We start from the raw sequence: 17,033 nt of genomic DNA on the forward strand, positions 1-17,033 counted from the left end.
AATTATTCTTTTTCTAAAAATTCTAAAATTCGTTTATTTCCGGTCTTATGCTTCATCATCTTGAAGAAAATTCTAAACATTATAAGAACATCGTAATAACTGCCGTGCAGCTGGCTTTCTTCAAATGGGATATTATAATAATTGGCACATTCCATAAGTTTTGGCCATTTGTAATTTCCGTAGGAAGAACCATTTACTTTGACGATGTCTATATTTGTTAGCATTGTATCAAATTGATTTTGCAAAGGAAAATCTACGAAGCTTCTGTCAAATTTTATGTTATGGGCGACAAAATGGCTTGTGTCCTGACAGAATAAAAAGAAATTATCCATATCTTCCTTAAAAGTCAAAGGATATTCAATTCCTGTATTTTGAATGATGCTCTTTCTTTCGCTTAAAATTACATCGTCTGTCAAGCCATTTACGCTTACTGCACCTTCGTTTAACTCTTCACCTTCATTTCTGAAATAAAATCTGTTAAATTCAGACACTTTTTTCCATTTATTTCTCTCTTCTCCAGAGTTTTCAGAATTATAATTCACTTTTATTGCAGACATTGACAAAACTGAACTTCCCTGAAATCCATTTGTTTCAACATCAAAAAATATTATATTCTTATTTAGTTTTTTTTCTTTGTTCACTTTTTTCTCTTTTCCTTATATTTTTACACAAGATATAAAAAATTAATCATTTAGTTTTAATACTGATAAAAACGCTTCTTGCGGTATTTCTACATTTCCGATTGCCTTCATACGTTTTTTACCTTCTTTTTGTTTTTCTAATAATTTTTTCTTACGTGTAATATCTCCACCATAACATTTTGCAAGTACGTTCTTTCTAAGTGCCTTAATTGTTTCCCTTGCAATTATTTTTGTACCTAATGCAGCCTGCAATGGTATTTCAAACTGCTGTCTTGGAATTACATCTTTTAATTTTTCAACGATTGCACGCCCTCTGTAATAGGCATTATCTTTATGAGCAATGAACGAAAAAGCATCTACTGGATTTCCGCTTACCAAAATATCCACTTTTACCAAGTCTGATTCCTTGTATCCAATCATTTCATATTCAAATGAAGCATACCCTTTTGTACGTGATTTTAATTTATCATAAAAATCAATTACTATTTCTGCAAGTGGCAAGTCATAACTTATCATTGTACGAGTTTCATCAAGGTAATTCATGTTAAGGAAAGTTCCCCTTTTTTCCTGACAAAGCTCCATTACGTTTCCAACATAATCCTTTGGAACAATAATTGTCCCTTTTACATAAGGTTCTTCAATATACTTTTTCCCTTCTGGAAATTCCGCAGGGTTGTCAATTACAATCATTTCCCCTTGTTCAGGTGTTACGTTATATTTAACCGATGGTGCTGTTGAAATCAAATCAATGTTAAATTCACGACGCAATCTTTCTACAACTATTTCCATGTGCAAAAGTCCTAAAAATCCACATCTGAATCCAAATCCCAATGCAAGTGAAGTCTCTGGAGCATAAGATAACGAAGCATCATTCAACTGTAATTTTTCCAATGCTTCCCTTAAATCTTCATAATCATCTGTTGAAACTGGATAAATTCCCGCAAAAACCATACTTAATGCAGGACGATAACCTTCAAGAGCTGTATCTGTCGGATTTTTCACATGCGTAATAGTATCTCCAACTTGTGTATCCTTGATAGATTTGATTCCCGTAATAATATATCCAACTGAGCCAACTGTTAATTCATCAACTTCTTTCATTTTAGGTGAGAAAATTCCAACTTCTAATACGTCAAATTCTTTTTCGGTAGACATAATCTTAATTCTGTCCCCTTTTGCAATTTTCCCTTCAATTATTCTAATATACGTTATAACTCCTCTAAAATCATCATAATGTGAGTCAAAAATTAACGCTTTCAAAGGATTGTTAATTTCTCCTTTAGGTGCGGGAATATGTTCAATAATTGATTCCAGCAAATCTTCAATTCCAAATCCAGTTTTTCCAGAAACAAGAACAGCATCGTCTGCTGGAAGCCCAATAACTTCCTCTATTTCTAGCTTAACCTTGTCAGGATCAGCTGAAGGCAAGTCAATCTTGTTTATTACAGGCAATATTTCCAAATCGTTTTCCAAAGCCAAATACACATTTGCCAATGTCTGTGCTTCAATTCCCTGTGCGGCGTCAACTACAAGCAAGGCCCCGTCACAAGCTGCAAGCGATCTTGACACTTCGTAAATAAAATCAACGTGTCCTGGCGTATCAATTAAATTTAACTCATAAGTCTCCCCGTTTCGAGCCTTATACTTCAATGTAACTGCTTGTGCCTTAATCGTTATCCCTTTTTCTCTTTCTAAATCCATGCTATCCAGCAGCTGATCCACCATTTCCCTTTGCGTTACAGTTCCTGTCTGCTCCAAAAGCCTGTCCGCAATAGTGGATTTTCCATGATCAATATGTGCTATTATCGAAAAATTTCTTTTATTTTTTTGATCCAACATTTATATTGTTTCCTCCGTTTACTCGTTTATTATCTTCTTTGTTATATTTTTAAAATGAGTAACTATTCTATCCGAACCTAGTTACTCAGCAATATGTATATTATATAATAATTTTGCATTTTTTCATAGTCTTTGTGAAAAATATTTTATCAAAATTCAGTTATTTTTTACATTATATTCCAATTTCTCGCAAAATTATAGTAAAACTACTTTTAAACTAACCTTGAGGACTATAACTATTTTATTCAAACCCAGAGTTTATATAATTTTTAACAGATTCTAGTACACTTTAAAATTGAAAATAAAAATTATATTGGTATCACTTAAATTATAAATTTATTTAACTTTTAACTGATTCCCAGATTGAAAAATAAAATAATTTACATTTGACAAAAATTCTCTAAAATATGATTTTGGTATGGAAATAAGTGGTGTTTTCGCTGGAAGTCCGTAAATTTCATATTTTTCATTGTCAAATCCAACTTTTCTAGCAATATTTTTAGAACGGAAAATATGATAATCATTCGTTACAATCAATACTTTTATTTTTCGATTTTTTTCATTATTGTTTAAAATATTTTTACTATTTTCAATATTTTTTATCTTCTCAAGACTAAACCTAAAATTTTCAACAGTATTCTTAGATTTGTCTTCCAAAACAATTCTATCCTCACTAATTCCATTTTTCAAAAGTTCCCTTTTTATCGCCACTCCTTCTGCCACATTTTCATTTTTCCCTTGTCCTCCAGTTGCAATAACCTTAACTTCTGGATTTTTCTTTAAATACTCCGTTGCAGCCTTTATCCTTTCCATAAGTGATTTAGTCGGCTTTTCTCCTTTTACTCTTGCTCCCAGTATTATTACATAATCTACTTTTTTATTCTCATTTACGGCTTTTCTATCAGTTGTATATTCTTTTATTATAAAATAATGCACAAAGCAAAATAAAAAAACAAATAAGATAATAGAAATTTTTATTGATATTATAATTGTATTCTTCATAAGTTTTCGATTTTAAAAATATCCTTTCTTAAAATAAAGGCTGTTCCATTTCTGAAACAACCACTATAAAATAATTATTCTTTCACGATAGTTGTAAAATCACTATAGTCCTGAATTTTAAAAACTCTTTTAAATATTTTATTATATTTTACCATAATTGTCAATTTTTTGTTTTTATTTTTTTATTGATGTTTTATATAAAAAATACTATAATAAATTATATAAAAACTATTTAAATATTTAAGAAAGTAGAAAAGAGGGAAAAGATGAAAATGAGAATCAAAAAAATAAAAGATAATTTTTACGAAGAGTTAGGGATGAGTAAATATGATTTTTTTAATAATTTAGTAAATGAAATAGGAAATTTTCCATATGTAGTTTCAAATATATACGAAGATAATTCAACAAAAACTACAATAGTTGAAGATCAGGGTATGTATATTAATAATGGCTGGAATGAAACCGATGAAACAGCATTATATATTTCTGAGTGTAATTCTGATAGTGAAATTAGAGTTTATTATGGTTATGAAGAACTTTTTTAATTTACTATTTTGAAAATATCGTTGATTATGCTAACTTAATAAGTTTTGTTGAACAAGAATTGCATAATTATATAGAATATATGGAAAAATTTAAAAATTTTAGAATAAATGTTGATTTAGAGAATTTATTTAAAAGAGATAAATTAAGAAATTTCTTGTTAAAATATAACGAGAAAGCAAATAAATATAATTTGGAGTTTATTAATTATTATACGAAATATATAAATTATTGGGATATTAATATAAAAAAGAAATTTTTTTCTTATCTTCTTGGAAAAGATAGATTAAAAGAATTTATGCTTAACAAAAAGAGAGTTTTTAGAATAAATGGAGTTGATTATTTTCAAATTGAAGAAAAAGAAAAATATTCTGAAATATATAGAATAGAAATAGAAAATGATATTAAAATAGAATATTATTCAAAAGATTTAGAATATGAAAGTTTTGGAAATGTTGGCTTTTTATACAAAGAAAAAAATTTTGATATTAAAAATAAAAGCTTAAAAGGTAAGGAATTAAATTTTGAATGATACAGAGATAATAGGGATGAAATGAATGTAGAAAGAATTTCAAAAGAAGATTTTTTAAAAGAACTTGAAATTATTATTGTTGCCTATAAAGATATTTATAATGATATTGAAATAGAAGAAATATTTGGAAGGTTTAAAGAAAATTTTTAAATAAAAATACATTATCTTACAAAAAAGGATAGATGACATTCTCAGATGAAAAGTGGGAAAGGGCAAGTTCATGATTTAATCGAGGTCGATGATGAATAAATTATGGACTGATGATGGCTGGGCAGATTATTTATATTGGCAATCTCAAGATAAAAAAACTTTAAAAAGGATTAACGAACTCATAAAAGATATTGAAAGAAATGGAGTATTGAATGGAATAGACAAACCTGAAGCTTTGAAATATAGAAAAGGATTTAGTCGAAGAATTGACGAAACTAACAGGCTTGTCTATACCATTGATGAAAATGGAGTTTTATGGATAATTTCCTGTAGAGGCCATTATTAAAGTTGTTTTTTGTTGATTAAAAAGAGTGGATAATACCACTCTTTTATTTTAAATATTTTAATAAATACTCTAGTTTTATGAATATTACTCTGCTAACGCAATTAAAATTAAATCATTTAATTTACTGATTTTCAAATCCCCCTGTATAAAGCTGATAATAAGTCCCTTTTTGTGCAATCAGTTCATCGTGATTTCCACGTTCGATAATTTTTCCTTGATCAAGTACCATTATCACATCGGAATTTTTGATAGTTGAAAGCCTGTGGGCAATTACAAATACCGTTCTTCCCATCATCAACTTATCCATTCCTTCTTGCACGATTTTTTCTGTTCTTGTATCAATGCTTGAAGTTGCTTCATCCAGAATTAAGACTGGTGGGTCAGCGATTGCTGCTCTTGCTATTGACAATAATTGCCGCTGTCCTTGTGAAAGGCTCGAACCATCACCACTTAAATAAGTGTTGTAGCCTTGTGGCAAGTGTTTTATAAAATGATCGGCATTGGCAAGTTTTGCAGCTGCATACACTTCTTCATCTGTTGCATCAAGTTTTCCATATCTGATGTTATCGGCAACTGTTCCAGAAAATAAGTGTGTGTCCTGTAGTACAATTCCAAGAGATTCTCTTAAATCCTGTTTTTTTATTTTTTCAATGTTAATTCCATCATATCGAATTTTTCCAGAGTTAATATCGTAAAATCTGTTAATTAAGTTTGTAATTGTAGTTTTTCCAGCTCCTGTTGCACCAACGAAGGCAATTTTTTCTCCCGGCTTTGCATAAAGATTGATATTATGAAGTATTGTCTTTTCTTCATTGTATCCAAATGTTACATCTTCAAAAACAACATCTCCCATTAGTCTTTCATAAGAAATTGTTCCGTCAGAATGTGGATATTTCCAAGCCCATGCACCTGTGTGCTTCTCAGTTTCTGTAATGTTTCCATTTTCATCAATATTTGCGTTTACAAGAGTTACATAGCCGTTATCTTGTTCAGGTATCTGATCTAGCAGGTTAAATACTCTTTGGGCTCCAGCCGATGCCAATATTACTGATGTTAATTGCTGTGCAATTTGTGAAACAGGCTGGTTTATTACTTTTATAAACTGCAAGAACGATACAAGTCCTCCAATTGTAAAGCCTGCAATATTATTAAACACAATTATTGAACCAAGAACTGCTGTAAGTACAAAGTTTATATTTCCAAGATTTCCGACAGCAGGTCCTAGAATATTTGCAAATTTCATTGCATTGTTCGCCCTGTTAAATAATGCCGTATTCAGTCTGTTAAAACGTTCATCAGCTTTTTTCTCGTATGAAAACACTTTTACAACTTTCAGTCCTTCTATCATTTCTTCAACATATCCATTTACAATACCAATATTTTTTTGCTGTGCAGTATAGTTTTTCGAACTTTTTGAAGAAATAGTTTTTGTTGTAACAATCATAATAATAATCATTATTACTACGAAAAGTGCTAGTGGAATATTTAATATAAACATTGAAATAAGGACACTTATAATTGTAATAATTGAAGATATTACCTGTGACAAGCTTTCAACCATCATATTTCGTAAAGCGTCAATATCGCTTGAATAAACACTCATTATATCTCCATGTGCATTTGTATCAAAATATTTTATAGGAAGCGATTCCATATGTATAAATACATCATCTCTTAATCTTTTCAATGTTCCCTGTGCAACGTAAATCATAAATATTTCATAAATATATGTACAAATTACAGCTCCGCCATATATGACTGCCATTTTTAAAATTAGGCTCACAAGCTCTTTGATAAAGTTAGGATTATTTTTACCAATGTTAGGAATAATGATTCCATCTATCAATTCTTTTGAATACATTGTCCCAATAACCATTCCAAATGAACTCAAACAAATAAATACAATAACAAATAACGTCTGTATTTTATAATGCTTAAACATATATCCAAGTAATCGAATTAATCCTTTTAGCTGATTTCGTGATTGCGAATTTTCAGTTTTTTTATTTTTACTCATTACTTATCACTCCCTTCTGTCTGGGATTCATAAACTTCACGATATACCTTGCTTGTTTTAAGTAGTTCATCGTGTGTCCCTGCTGCTGTTATAATTCCGTCTTCCAAAACTAATATTTTATCAGAATCTTTTATTGATGATACTCTTTGTCCGATAATAATTTTTGTAATGTGTGGCAATTCATTTTTGAAGGCTTCTCTTATTAGTTTGTCCGTCTTTGTATCAACTGCGCTTGTAGAATCGTCTAAAATTAATATTTTGGGAGATTTTAGCAAGGCTCTGGCAATACACAGCCTTTGTCTTTGACCTCCAGATACATTTGCTCCGCCACGTTCAATACGAGTATCATATTTTTTAGGAAATTTCTGAATGAATTCATCAGCTTGTGCCAATTTGCAAGCATGTTCCATTTCCTCATCGGTTGCATTTTCATTCCCCCAACGTAAATTATCCTTTATAGTTCCTGAAAACAGCACATTTTTTTGAAGAACCATCGCCACATTATCCCTAAGCGTCTTTATATCATAATCCTTTACATTAACTCCGCCAACCAAAAGTTCACCATCCAGAACATCATACAATCTTGGAATTAACTGAACAAGAGCTGATTTTGCACTTCCAGTTCCCCCAATAATTCCAATAGTTTCTCCAGACTTTATTTCTAGATTTATTTTTGTCAAATTCAGAACATCAGGATTATTACTGTAACTGAAATCTACATTTTTAAACACTATTGAACCATCTTTTACCTCTGTTATACCATTTTCAGGATTTTTAATATTTGGCTCTTCATCTAGAACCATCACAATTCTATCTCCAGATGCTCTTGAAAACACAATATTTACAAGCATCATTGCAAGCATAAGAAGGCTCATAAGAATATTGGTTGTATAAGCAAAAAGGCTTGTAAGCTGCCCAGTCGTCAGCTCATTTACAACAATCATTTTTGCTCCAAACCATGAAAGCAGTAAAATACACCCAAATACTGTTATTTGCATTACAGGAGATACAAATATTATAATTCTTTCCCCTTTTAATAACATATTTCTCAAATTTTCAGTAGCCTTCTTAAATTTATTAGTTTCATATTTTTCACGAATATATGCTTTTACAACACGAATACCATTAATGTTTTCCTGAAGGCTAGAATTTATGTCATCATACTTTTTAATTGCAGCTGTAAAAATTGGATGTACCTTAAAAATAACAAAGACTAAAAAACTTCCTAAAAACAAAACTGCAACAATAAATATCATTGACAACTTTGGACTTATCATAAACGACATAAATATTGCTACGCACATCATAAGTGGAGCCCTTACAAATCCTCTGATTAACAACTGAAATGAATTCTGAATGTTATTAACATCTGTTGTAAATCTTGTAATCAGTCCAGCTGTAGAAAATTTATCAATATTAGTGAATGAAAAGGACTGTATTTTAGAAAATAAATCTTTTCTCAAGTTTTTAGCAAATCCAGCCGAAGCATAAGAAGCATATTTACTAGCTTGTATTCCACATAACAACGACAACATAGCCACTCCAAACGTTGCGAGTCCCATTATAACAATAAACTTCATATCTCCCTTACCATCATTTCCATTCAGTCCGCTGTCAATAATTACAGCCATAAGTGTTGGAATAAGCATCTCAAAAACAACTTCTATTCCAATAAATATTGGCGAAATTAACGCGCTTTTTTTATACTCCCCAAGATGGGAAAATAGTTTTTTTAACATTTAAACACCTTTCCTCTCTTTTTTGTTATGATTTTTTTAAGTAATCAATATAAATTTAAAAGCACGAAACTTATTGAAAAAATAAAAACTCATTTTCATTAATAAATTTCAGTGCTTTTTATTTGTTATTAAAATTAATTAGCTTTACTTAAATATCCAAATGCTCCATAAAATATCTTATTTGCAATCTCCACCAATCCCAGTCGTGGGCAACATCATAACCCCAGAAATCTGTCCATGCTGGAACTTGCTTTTCATAAAGAATATGAGCCAGTTCTCTATTACTTGGCAATAGCTCTTCTTCCCATGCTCCTTGTCCAATACATACAATAATGTTTTTTTGTCTATATATATCTAAATAATGGTGATTCCAAGGCATATTTCTTAAAAAATCAACCACTGAATTGTTGTAAACCAAATCATCTTTGTAATCTCCAAAAAACATTGATGCATCAAACATTCCACTTAGTGAGATTAACGTGTCAAACAAGTCAGGTCTACGGAAAAATAAAATTCCCGCATGAGCTCCTCCCATACTACATCCTGTAACAATAATATCACTTCTCCAAGAAATATCCTGTATTCTTGGCACAAATTCATTTGCGATAAAGTTAAACCATTTTTCCTGCATTTCTATTCTATATCTTTGATTTCCGTTAAGATCTGACCAGCTCTCTCTATCAACGCTTCCTACACAGAATAATTGCAGTCTTCCTTGCTCAATGTAGTCAGAAAGTACGTCTATCATTCCAAATTCTTCATACTGGTTACAATCCCCATCTTGTGAAGGAAATACCAACACTGGCTTCCCAGCATGTCCATACCTCTTATATTCTACTTCTCGCCCAAGATGATAGCTGTATTCTTTTTTATATTCTATTTGCATTCTTTCTCCCTGTGATTTTATTTATTTTTATTCTTCTATTTTTTTATGTACGAAATCTATAAATTCTTCCATTTCCTCTTTTGTTTTAAATTTTGCTGTGTACATATAGTTTCCCATTGCACCTGAAAAAATATCTGGCATTCTTTCATCCATCACAATTGCGTTTCCATATTTCTGCTTAATTTCATCGTGAGAATGAATATAATTTCTATTATCACGACGACTTGCATAAACACAGTAGTTTTTTTCTATATCTTTATTTAATTTAGCCTTTTCGATTTTATCAAATGCAATCATATCAGCCCAGATTTGATAAACATCAGTATTGTTGGCGTAATTGTACATATCAGGTGTATATCCGCCTGCAGGACGCATATTTGCTTCTAGTCCTACATAATCCCCTTTTTTACCGAGTCCTTTTTTGTTTTTATTTAATTTAAAAAATTCAAGATGCACAAATCTGCTTTTTACTCCAAATCCTTTCACAGCTCGTCTTCCTGCATCCAGTAATTTTTCAGGCATTTCCTTTTCTACATAATAAAATACATCCAGTCCTTCATTTACAATATCCATAACAGCAGGCTCAACAATTCCTGTTTCAAAAATAGGATTTCCGTTGGAATCAATAACTGCGTCATAAGACACTAAATCTCCATCAACATACTCTTCCATAATATATTTTACATTTTCATTACGAGTTTCAAAAAATTCTTTCAGTTCTTTTTCATTCTTGATTTTACGGGTATCACTAGCTCCAACTCCATTATCAGGCTTAACAACTACTGGATATCCTACTTTATCAATAAATTTTTTTGCTTTTACAAGTGTTGTAACTAATGAAAAGTCCGCAGCTGGTATTTCTCCTTTTTTATATGCTTTTTTCATTTTAGACTTTTCTTTTATATTTGCAATTTTGTCAGACTTTATTCCAGTTGTAATATTAAAATCTGAACGAAGTCTTGAATCCTGTACAAGCCAGTATTCATTATTCGACTCAAGCCAGTTGATTTTTCCATATTTATGTGTAAAAAAAGCCACTGCCTTTAAAACCTCATCATAATTTTCAAGGCTAGAAACTTTATAGTATTCTGTTAAACAATCCTTTAATTTTTGAGCCAATTGATCATACTCTATATCTGCAATTCCTAATACATTTACCCCATTTTGTTTTAATCTATTGCAAAATTCACAGTTAGTTTTTGGAAATTGTGGTGAAATGTAAACAAAATTCATAATATCTCATCTCCTTCTACTGTTAAATTAGTTTGATTTCATAAACTTCTGTAATCTACTTTTTTAGTAATTTGTATTATTATAACATAATTTTTGAAAAAATGAAAATAACTATTATTTTCTTAATTATTTTAAACAAACTTATACAATATGCCAAAAATAGAATCACATAGGATTTCTGTAAATTTAATTTAAAAAACTAAAAATCTATGATATAATTATTTTAAAATTAATAAAAATGGAGGTTATCATGGATTTTGAAAATAATTTTTTAGATAAAGAAAAAAAGAATGAGAATATAGAAAATAGTCATTACTTTAATAATACAGCAGAATTAGACAAAATTAGGAAAGAAGTAACTGGAAATTTTAAAGAAAATCAGAATTTTAAAAATTCCGAAAATAGTCAGAATAGTAAAAAAAATGGTTCGATTAGGCTAACTTTAGATGAATTCACTATTAAAAATATAAAAACAATTGTTTCTATCACAAAATTTCTTTCCGTTATAGGAATTTTTATAGGAATATTGCAATTATTTACATTTCTTATTGGGATTTTTACTATTTTTATTTCATTAAAATTCCTTAATTTTTCTTCGGCTTTAGACGATGCCATTAAAATGGAAGATGAAAATAAATTAAAAATTTCTTTTAAAGAGCTTGCGAAAGGATTGAAGTTTTATATAATCTCATTAATTGTTATATTTATTTTCATATTCTTACTTGTTGCTATATCTGCAAGTCTATATCACACTTCAGGATATTACTACAATTAGTATTAAAATTAAAAATAGGGAGAGCTTTCTCTCCCTCATTTTCCGATTATCATAATATTAAACGCTTGATATCACTACTGTCTTAATTTTCTGGGTCTTATCATAATCTTGATTCATTATTACTCCCCAGATTAGATTTACATTCTTATCTTTAACAATGTCCGAAATTTTTTCTGTTATCTGTCCAATATTCGCTAAAGAAACATCATGCCCTGCAGTAAAATTTATAAGAACTTTCTTCGCATTTTCCAATTTTCCTTCAAATAAATTATTTTCCTTCAGCTGTTCAATTATCTCATCAACAGCATTATCTCCCTTACCTTCTCCAACACGAATAATTGTATCCTTTGAATTGTAAAGAACTACCTTTATATCTAGTAAATCAATATTCATAAACCCAACTTCCGTCAGAATATTTACAATACTTTCAATACCTTCTTTTATAATCTCGTTTACTTTATTGTAAGCCATCTCAAGAGGCTCTTTCTTATCTATATGATTATATAATTTTTCATTCGGAATTACAATCAGACTATCCGTAATCTTCTCAATCTTCTTAATACCTGTATTTGCAATCTTTAAATTCTCAAATCCTTCAAGATAAAATGGACGTGCAACAATACTGATCGTAAAAATTTTTAATCTTTTGGAAACATCGAGAATAACAGGCATTATACCACTCCCAGTTGCTCCACCAATTCCTGCAACCAAAAACAAAATATCTGTCCCTTTAAATAATTCTCGAAATTGACTCTCACATTGAAGTGCCACTCTCTCAGCCTGTTCCCTACTGCATTTCTTAACCCCAGTATCTAAAAAAATCTTTTTTTCAGCTTGACTTCGCTCAGAATTCTTACTATCTGTATCAATCGTTATATATTCAACCTTCCTCACTCCTGAAGCTATCATAAAATTAACAAAATTTATCCCCATTCCACCAATTCCAATAACTTTTACACTCATTTTATCCTTCATACTAATCCCGCTATTGCAAATTATAAATTTTGCAAATCTCCCTTCTATAAATATGTCTAAATATTATAGTCGATTCTCTTTAAATATATAAAAAGAAATAAATTGGCTATAATCTTTACACTCATTTTAATCTATGATTTCTATAAACTTAATTTTATATTTGTATATATTTTACCAAATTAAACCAGGTATTTCAAGGGAAAGAATATGAAAGTTTAAATTTATTGTGTAATTAGGTACGACTCCTAAAATATATTAAAAAATCACAGCTAATTTAATAACTGTGATTCTAATTTATATTTTTTACTTTTGGCTTATTTTTATCGTAAACTCGATTTTAAGATAAATATTCGTAAGAATAATTTGAATATTTGGATTTTTGTTTTTTCAATAAAAATATTAACCTAAATATTCTTTTGTCAAAGCTATTTTGTCCAAAAAATAATCATCATTATTTATATATTTTTAAAATATTCTATTTTCTACCTCCAGCAATCTTCTCAAAAACAATCGACTTTGTCACTACATAAAGCAAAATCGCTATTAATAATGGCAATACTATTGATGTCAATAAAATTATTCCAATAATAACTGGCGTATTTTCAACCAAGTCTTTTGAGATAACATTTATTTCTTTTGTGAAATTATCAATCTTGACTTTTGCACTGTCAATTTGTCCTGGAATATTAAAAATACTTTTGGATTGATCCAATGAAAGCATTTCGTCTTTTATTTTATTCAGTTTTCCTAGATCCTGATTTAGCTCAACAATTGCAGGTTCTTTATATTCTTTTTCAAAATAGCTCGAAATTGTCGAGTTTACAAATATCGCACTTGGTAAAACTATATAAATATAAAGTAATATGAAAAACGAATATTTAGAAATCTTTCTAAATATTTTTGTAACTTTGTTCTTATAAATAGTATACGGAAAAATTGTAATTAATGAAATAAACGTCAAGATTGTAGCCAATTTTACCTTAAAAATTTCATAATAAATCGTTTCCAGCTTCAGTATAACAACGCTCGCAAGCGACACCTTCCATAAAATATTTATCATATCATAAATAGGTTGAATAATATCTCCAATCTCAATTTCCATTCCGACAATCATACTGACATTAACCGTACTACCTTCAATAATATCCGTAGTTCCTTTCAAAAGCGACAATGTTAAAAACATCTTTTTAGATTCTTCATAAGTTTTTTCCAAATATGGCATTGTCAAATTTTTAAAAAAGTTAAAAATCGTATGTTCAAAGATTTTATCCATTATTCCAAAAATACATAAAATCAGTCCAATTACAATTAATATTTTAATCAATAGGTTCTTGCTATCTGATTCCCATTTAGGAGAATCATTTTTCTTATTTTTTTCTTTTTTTCTTCATTTACTGTTAATATAGCTTCTTTTCTTTCTTCCAATCAATTTCACTCCTTTTTCTATTTCAATTGTTTTTAAACATTTATTAGTGGATACAAACTTGCTTAATAATTTATTTTAAAAGTTATAATATTAAAATTAAGTTGTTAAATAATTTAAATAATCAAGATATTTAACATTACCTATATTTAATCCCACTCCAATAACTTTCTCACTACATAAGAAGCTAGTACAAGACCAGCTGCTCCTGGGACAAACGAATTGCTTCCAGGCGTAGTCTTTCTCGGAATTTTATTATTTTCCCTAAATTCAGTTGGCAATTCTTCCTTAAATAGTTCTGACTTATTTGGCTGAACAGGTATTTCTTTTGAAAATGCAACTGGAACATTTGTAATCCCTTTCTTTTTCAAAATACTTCTGATTGTTCTTGCCATTGGACAAACAGAGGTATTTTTTATTTTTGCAATTTCTATCTTTTCAGGGTGCATCTTGTTTCCAAATCCCATTGAAGAAATAATATTTATGTTATTTTTCGCACAATATTCAATCAGATTAATCTTGCTTCCAATGACATCAATAGCATCCACGACAAAATCATATTTATTATTTCCCAAAACTTCATCCACATCATCATAAACTAATCTTTTTACAAGTTCAACCTTACAATCTGGATTAATGTCCAAAATTCTGTCTTTCATAACATCAATCTTAGACTTACCGATTGTGCTTCTAAGCGAATGCAGCTGTCTATTAATATTTGACTCCGAAATCTCATCAAAATCAACCATAGTAATTTGCCCAATTCCTGCACGTACCAAAGCCTCCACAGTATAAGAGCCAACCCCGCCAACTCCAAAAATTATAACTCTAGATTTTCCCAATTTCTCAATCCCTTCTTCTCCAATCATCATAGAAAACCTAGCAAATGTCTGATTTTTATCACTCATTTTTAAATTATTTCCCCTTTCAATATCCATTTTTCTTTTCTCTATCTAAAATTTTCTCATATTATATCATAAATCTAGAAAATGTAAATAGTGAGAGTATAAATTTTTTTATTATAAAGTTTTTATTTGACTCCTTTAATTTACTCTATTCTTATACTATAAATCCGCAATTAAGTAATAAATGTTTAATAAATTTTTGAATTGTATACTATTTTAGCAATGAATTAAAGTTTCTTATCCTTAGTACAGTTTCTATTTTACTATTTTTTCACATAATTCTCATTGTTGTAAATTCTTATTTTGCCTGAAAGATTTATCCTGACAAATAAAAACTCCGCCAGTTTATTAAAGCAAAAAAATTATATTTCAATTATTTGGAAATACTAATTTTTAATTCTTTGTTGAAAAAATTTTGATAAATTTGTTGTTTAAATATATCGTTTGTATTAAATATCTATAAAATAAATATAATTATTGAAAAAAATACTAATTTATAATATAATATTTTTGCATAAATTAAAAGAAAGGAAAAAAGACACTTATGTTTATAAATACTATGAAAACAGGTTTTTTAATGTTTGGATTAGTTTTTCTCTTTGTAGCAATTGGTGGTATATTGGGAAATCAGCAAGGGGCATTGATTGGGCTTCTGATTGCTGGGGGAATGAGTTTTTATAGCTACTGGTTTAGTGATAAAATGGTTATAAGAGCTTATAATGGACAGGAAGTTACTCCTGAAAATAATCCAAGATTGTATCAATTGATACAAAGATTAGCCAAAAATGCTAATTTACCAATGCCAAAAATTTATATAATTCCAGAACGTCAGCCAAACGCCTTTGCAACTGGAAGAAATCCTCAAAATGCCGCAGTTGCCTGTACTGCTGGATTACTAGAAATGATGGATGACAACGAACTGGCTGGAGTTATGGCTCACGAATTAGGGCATATAAAGCATCGTGATATTTTGGTTAGTACAATTGCTGCCACTTTTGCTGGAGCTATTGCCAATATCGCAAGATTTTTACCTTATGTTTCAAGTGGAAATAATAGAGATGGAAACAGAAGAAGAAATAACGTCGGAACTGCAATGCTGCTTTCATTTTTAGCCCCAATAGCAGCTTCTATAATTCAAATGTCTATTTCAAGAAAAAGAGAATACATGGCAGATAGAGCTGGAGCTGAATATTCAGGAAATCCATTATATTTACGTAATGCACTGCAAAAATTAGAGAGTTACAGCCACAGTATCGCCATGAATAGACAAGATCCTACAACAGCCCATATGTTCATAATAAATCCATTTTCAAGCCTTGGAAATCTTAAAAATTTATTCAGCACACACCCTTCTACTGATGACAGAATAAGAGAACTTGAAAAAATGGCAAGAGAGCAACATTTATTATAGTTTTTTAGTTTAATTTTAATGACATTTATAATACATTATAAAATAACTAAAGTTAACTCTTTCATTTTATCTTGAGAATTTATCTTAAATATGATAAAATGTATAAAAACTATGAAATATGGAGAATTAGATATGATAAATGCTTTTACATTTTTAACATTACTATTACTTTTTGTACGAATTTATTCACTTGTATCTCTGTTATTCCTAAGCAGGAAACAAGTAAAATCTGCAGAAAGAATTACTATACTTATACTGCTGCTTGAAGTTCTGACTATATTTTTATACAGTTTTTTTACTTCATTCCGTTACTTATTACCGCCGGCTTTAATGCTGTTAAAAACTCCCAAATTTTTAATTTTTAAAAATTTTTCAGTAGTATTATTATCTTATTCACTCTTAAATCTGGCATTAAGTTTTACATTTAACAGTCAAAGCATTTTTAAATTTATAAATAGATTTCTGGTAGGTATAGTATTATTAACAAATATTATTTATGGATTTTTATTAATAATATAGTCTTTATAATAGAATTCCTTTAAATAAAGCTAAGACAAAAGATTTATGAAAATTCTTTTAAATTTAGTTAATTAGACTAGCTCAATGTAAAAAATTC

The 17,033-nt window shown here is 29.2% G+C and carries 16 protein-coding genes; 6 read left to right on the top strand and 10 right to left on the bottom strand.

The features are described from left to right. Nucleotides 1-2 precede the first annotated feature (2 nt). The 3 genes from AB8B23_RS06215 to AB8B23_RS06225 all read right to left on the bottom strand — a co-directional run bounded on the left by AB8B23_RS06215 (nucleotide 3) and on the right by AB8B23_RS06225 (nucleotide 3,482). Nucleotides 3-641 carry an exonuclease domain-containing protein gene (locus tag AB8B23_RS06215; RefSeq protein WP_369712024.1) on the bottom strand — a complete coding sequence of 213 codons (639 nt, stop codon included), beginning with the start codon at nucleotides 639-641 and terminating at the stop codon, nucleotides 3-5. Between the two features lie 42 nt (nucleotides 642-683). Further along, a complete protein-coding gene (lepA, locus tag AB8B23_RS06220) occupies nucleotides 684-2,480 on the bottom strand; it encodes a translation elongation factor 4 (protein WP_021768582.1) in 1,797 nt (598 codons plus the stop codon). Between the two features lie 336 nt (nucleotides 2,481-2,816). Further along, entirely contained in the window at nucleotides 2,817-3,482 is a 666-nt protein-coding gene (locus tag AB8B23_RS06225; RefSeq protein WP_369712025.1) for a YdcF family protein, read from the bottom strand. Nucleotides 3,483-3,748: 266 nt separating this feature from the next. Between AB8B23_RS06225 and AB8B23_RS06230 the strand changes: the two genes are divergently transcribed. The 4 genes from AB8B23_RS06230 (at nucleotide 3,749) to AB8B23_RS06245 (ending at nucleotide 5,053) form a co-directional block, all read left to right on the top strand. Beyond that, nucleotides 3,749-4,027, top strand: a complete 279-nt coding sequence (locus AB8B23_RS06230) for a hypothetical protein (RefSeq protein WP_369712026.1) — start codon at nucleotides 3,749-3,751, stop codon at nucleotides 4,025-4,027. 80 nt (nucleotides 4,028-4,107) lie between these two features. Next, nucleotides 4,108-4,557 (top strand): hypothetical protein, encoded by a 450-nt coding sequence (locus tag AB8B23_RS06235; protein WP_369712027.1) that lies wholly within the window; start codon nucleotides 4,108-4,110, stop codon nucleotides 4,555-4,557. A gap of 21 nt (nucleotides 4,558-4,578) precedes the next feature. Next, nucleotides 4,579-4,707: a hypothetical protein gene (locus tag AB8B23_RS06240; protein ID WP_269473144.1), complete on the top strand. Its 129-nt coding sequence runs from the start codon at nucleotides 4,579-4,581 to the stop codon at nucleotides 4,705-4,707. A 91-nt stretch (nucleotides 4,708-4,798) separates the two neighbouring features. Continuing rightward, nucleotides 4,799-5,053, top strand: coding sequence for a Txe/YoeB family addiction module toxin (locus AB8B23_RS06245; protein WP_369713913.1), 255 nt, complete (start codon nucleotides 4,799-4,801; stop codon nucleotides 5,051-5,053). Nucleotides 5,054-5,174: 121 nt separating this feature from the next. Here the strand turns inward: AB8B23_RS06245 and AB8B23_RS06250 are convergent, their stop codons facing one another. From AB8B23_RS06250 to AB8B23_RS06265, 4 genes are all read right to left on the bottom strand, one after another. Beyond that, on the bottom strand, nucleotides 5,175-7,070 hold the full coding sequence (locus AB8B23_RS06250; protein ID WP_369712028.1) for an ABC transporter ATP-binding protein: 1,896 nt from the start codon (nucleotides 7,068-7,070) through the stop codon (nucleotides 5,175-5,177). Further along, nucleotides 7,070-8,809: an ABC transporter ATP-binding protein gene (locus AB8B23_RS06255; protein ID WP_369712029.1), complete on the bottom strand. Its 1,740-nt coding sequence runs from the start codon at nucleotides 8,807-8,809 to the stop codon at nucleotides 7,070-7,072. The genes AB8B23_RS06250 and AB8B23_RS06255 overlap by 1 nt, the downstream gene beginning before the upstream one ends. Before the next feature lie 148 nt (nucleotides 8,810-8,957). Further along, on the bottom strand, nucleotides 8,958-9,695 hold the full coding sequence (locus AB8B23_RS06260; RefSeq protein ID WP_369712030.1) for an esterase family protein: 738 nt from the start codon (nucleotides 9,693-9,695) through the stop codon (nucleotides 8,958-8,960). A gap of 27 nt (nucleotides 9,696-9,722) precedes the next feature. Continuing rightward, on the bottom strand, nucleotides 9,723-10,928 hold the full coding sequence (locus tag AB8B23_RS06265; protein WP_369712031.1) for an ATP-grasp domain-containing protein: 1,206 nt from the start codon (nucleotides 10,926-10,928) through the stop codon (nucleotides 9,723-9,725). Nucleotides 10,929-11,178: 250 nt separating this feature from the next. On the opposite strand from AB8B23_RS06265, the gene AB8B23_RS06270 reads away from it, so the two are divergent. Next, the gene (locus AB8B23_RS06270) at nucleotides 11,179-11,703 is read left to right on the top strand and encodes a DUF5362 family protein (protein WP_039901555.1); all 525 of its coding nucleotides are present in this window, start codon (nucleotides 11,179-11,181) and stop codon (nucleotides 11,701-11,703) included. Nucleotides 11,704-11,760: 57 nt separating this feature from the next. Here AB8B23_RS06270 and AB8B23_RS06275 read toward each other — a convergent pair whose 3' ends face one another. From AB8B23_RS06275 to AB8B23_RS06285, 3 genes are all read right to left on the bottom strand, one after another. Further along, nucleotides 11,761-12,678 (bottom strand): cell division protein FtsZ, encoded by a 918-nt coding sequence (locus tag AB8B23_RS06275; RefSeq protein ID WP_369712032.1) that lies wholly within the window; start codon nucleotides 12,676-12,678, stop codon nucleotides 11,761-11,763. Between the two features lie 475 nt (nucleotides 12,679-13,153). Next, nucleotides 13,154-14,002: a hypothetical protein gene (locus tag AB8B23_RS06280; RefSeq protein ID WP_369712033.1), complete on the bottom strand. Its 849-nt coding sequence runs from the start codon at nucleotides 14,000-14,002 to the stop codon at nucleotides 13,154-13,156. A gap of 248 nt (nucleotides 14,003-14,250) precedes the next feature. Then, the gene (locus AB8B23_RS06285) at nucleotides 14,251-15,039 is read right to left on the bottom strand and encodes a tRNA threonylcarbamoyladenosine dehydratase (RefSeq protein ID WP_369712034.1); all 789 of its coding nucleotides are present in this window, start codon (nucleotides 15,037-15,039) and stop codon (nucleotides 14,251-14,253) included. Nucleotides 15,040-15,550: 511 nt separating this feature from the next. On the opposite strand from AB8B23_RS06285, the gene htpX reads away from it, so the two are divergent. Next, nucleotides 15,551-16,417: a zinc metalloprotease HtpX gene (gene htpX / locus AB8B23_RS06290; RefSeq protein WP_369712035.1), complete on the top strand. Its 867-nt coding sequence runs from the start codon at nucleotides 15,551-15,553 to the stop codon at nucleotides 16,415-16,417. Nucleotides 16,418-17,033 lie beyond the last annotated feature (616 nt).

Source organism: Leptotrichia sp. HSP-342, assembly GCF_041199995.1.
Lineage (GTDB): Bacteria > Fusobacteriota > Fusobacteriia > Fusobacteriales > Leptotrichiaceae > Leptotrichia > Leptotrichia mesophila.

Coding starts and splice junctions, on each gene's coding strand:
- AB8B23_RS06225 (WP_369712025.1), bottom strand. CDS start 3,482: ATGAAGAATACAATTATAATATCAATAAAAATTTCTATTATCTTATTT.
- AB8B23_RS06235 (WP_369712027.1), top strand. CDS start 4,108: ATGGAAAAATTTAAAAATTTTAGAATAAATGTTGATTTAGAGAATTTA.
- AB8B23_RS06265 (WP_369712031.1), bottom strand. CDS start 10,928: ATGAATTTTGTTTACATTTCACCACAATTTCCAAAAACTAACTGTGAA.
- AB8B23_RS06270 (WP_039901555.1), top strand. CDS start 11,179: ATGGATTTTGAAAATAATTTTTTAGATAAAGAAAAAAAGAATGAGAAT.
- AB8B23_RS06240 (WP_269473144.1), top strand. CDS start 4,579: ATGAATGTAGAAAGAATTTCAAAAGAAGATTTTTTAAAAGAACTTGAA.
- AB8B23_RS06245 (WP_369713913.1), top strand. CDS start 4,799: ATGAATAAATTATGGACTGATGATGGCTGGGCAGATTATTTATATTGG.
- AB8B23_RS06255 (WP_369712029.1), bottom strand. CDS start 8,809: ATGTTAAAAAAACTATTTTCCCATCTTGGGGAGTATAAAAAAAGCGCG.
- AB8B23_RS06230 (WP_369712026.1), top strand. CDS start 3,749: ATGAAAATGAGAATCAAAAAAATAAAAGATAATTTTTACGAAGAGTTA.
- htpX (WP_369712035.1), top strand. CDS start 15,551: ATGTTTATAAATACTATGAAAACAGGTTTTTTAATGTTTGGATTAGTT.
- AB8B23_RS06250 (WP_369712028.1), bottom strand. CDS start 7,070: ATGAGTAAAAATAAAAAAACTGAAAATTCGCAATCACGAAATCAGCTA.
- AB8B23_RS06285 (WP_369712034.1), bottom strand. CDS start 15,039: ATGGATATTGAAAGGGGAAATAATTTAAAAATGAGTGATAAAAATCAG.
- lepA (WP_021768582.1), bottom strand. CDS start 2,480: ATGTTGGATCAAAAAAATAAAAGAAATTTTTCGATAATAGCACATATT.
- AB8B23_RS06260 (WP_369712030.1), bottom strand. CDS start 9,695: ATGCAAATAGAATATAAAAAAGAATACAGCTATCATCTTGGGCGAGAA.
- AB8B23_RS06275 (WP_369712032.1), bottom strand. CDS start 12,678: ATGAAGGATAAAATGAGTGTAAAAGTTATTGGAATTGGTGGAATGGGG.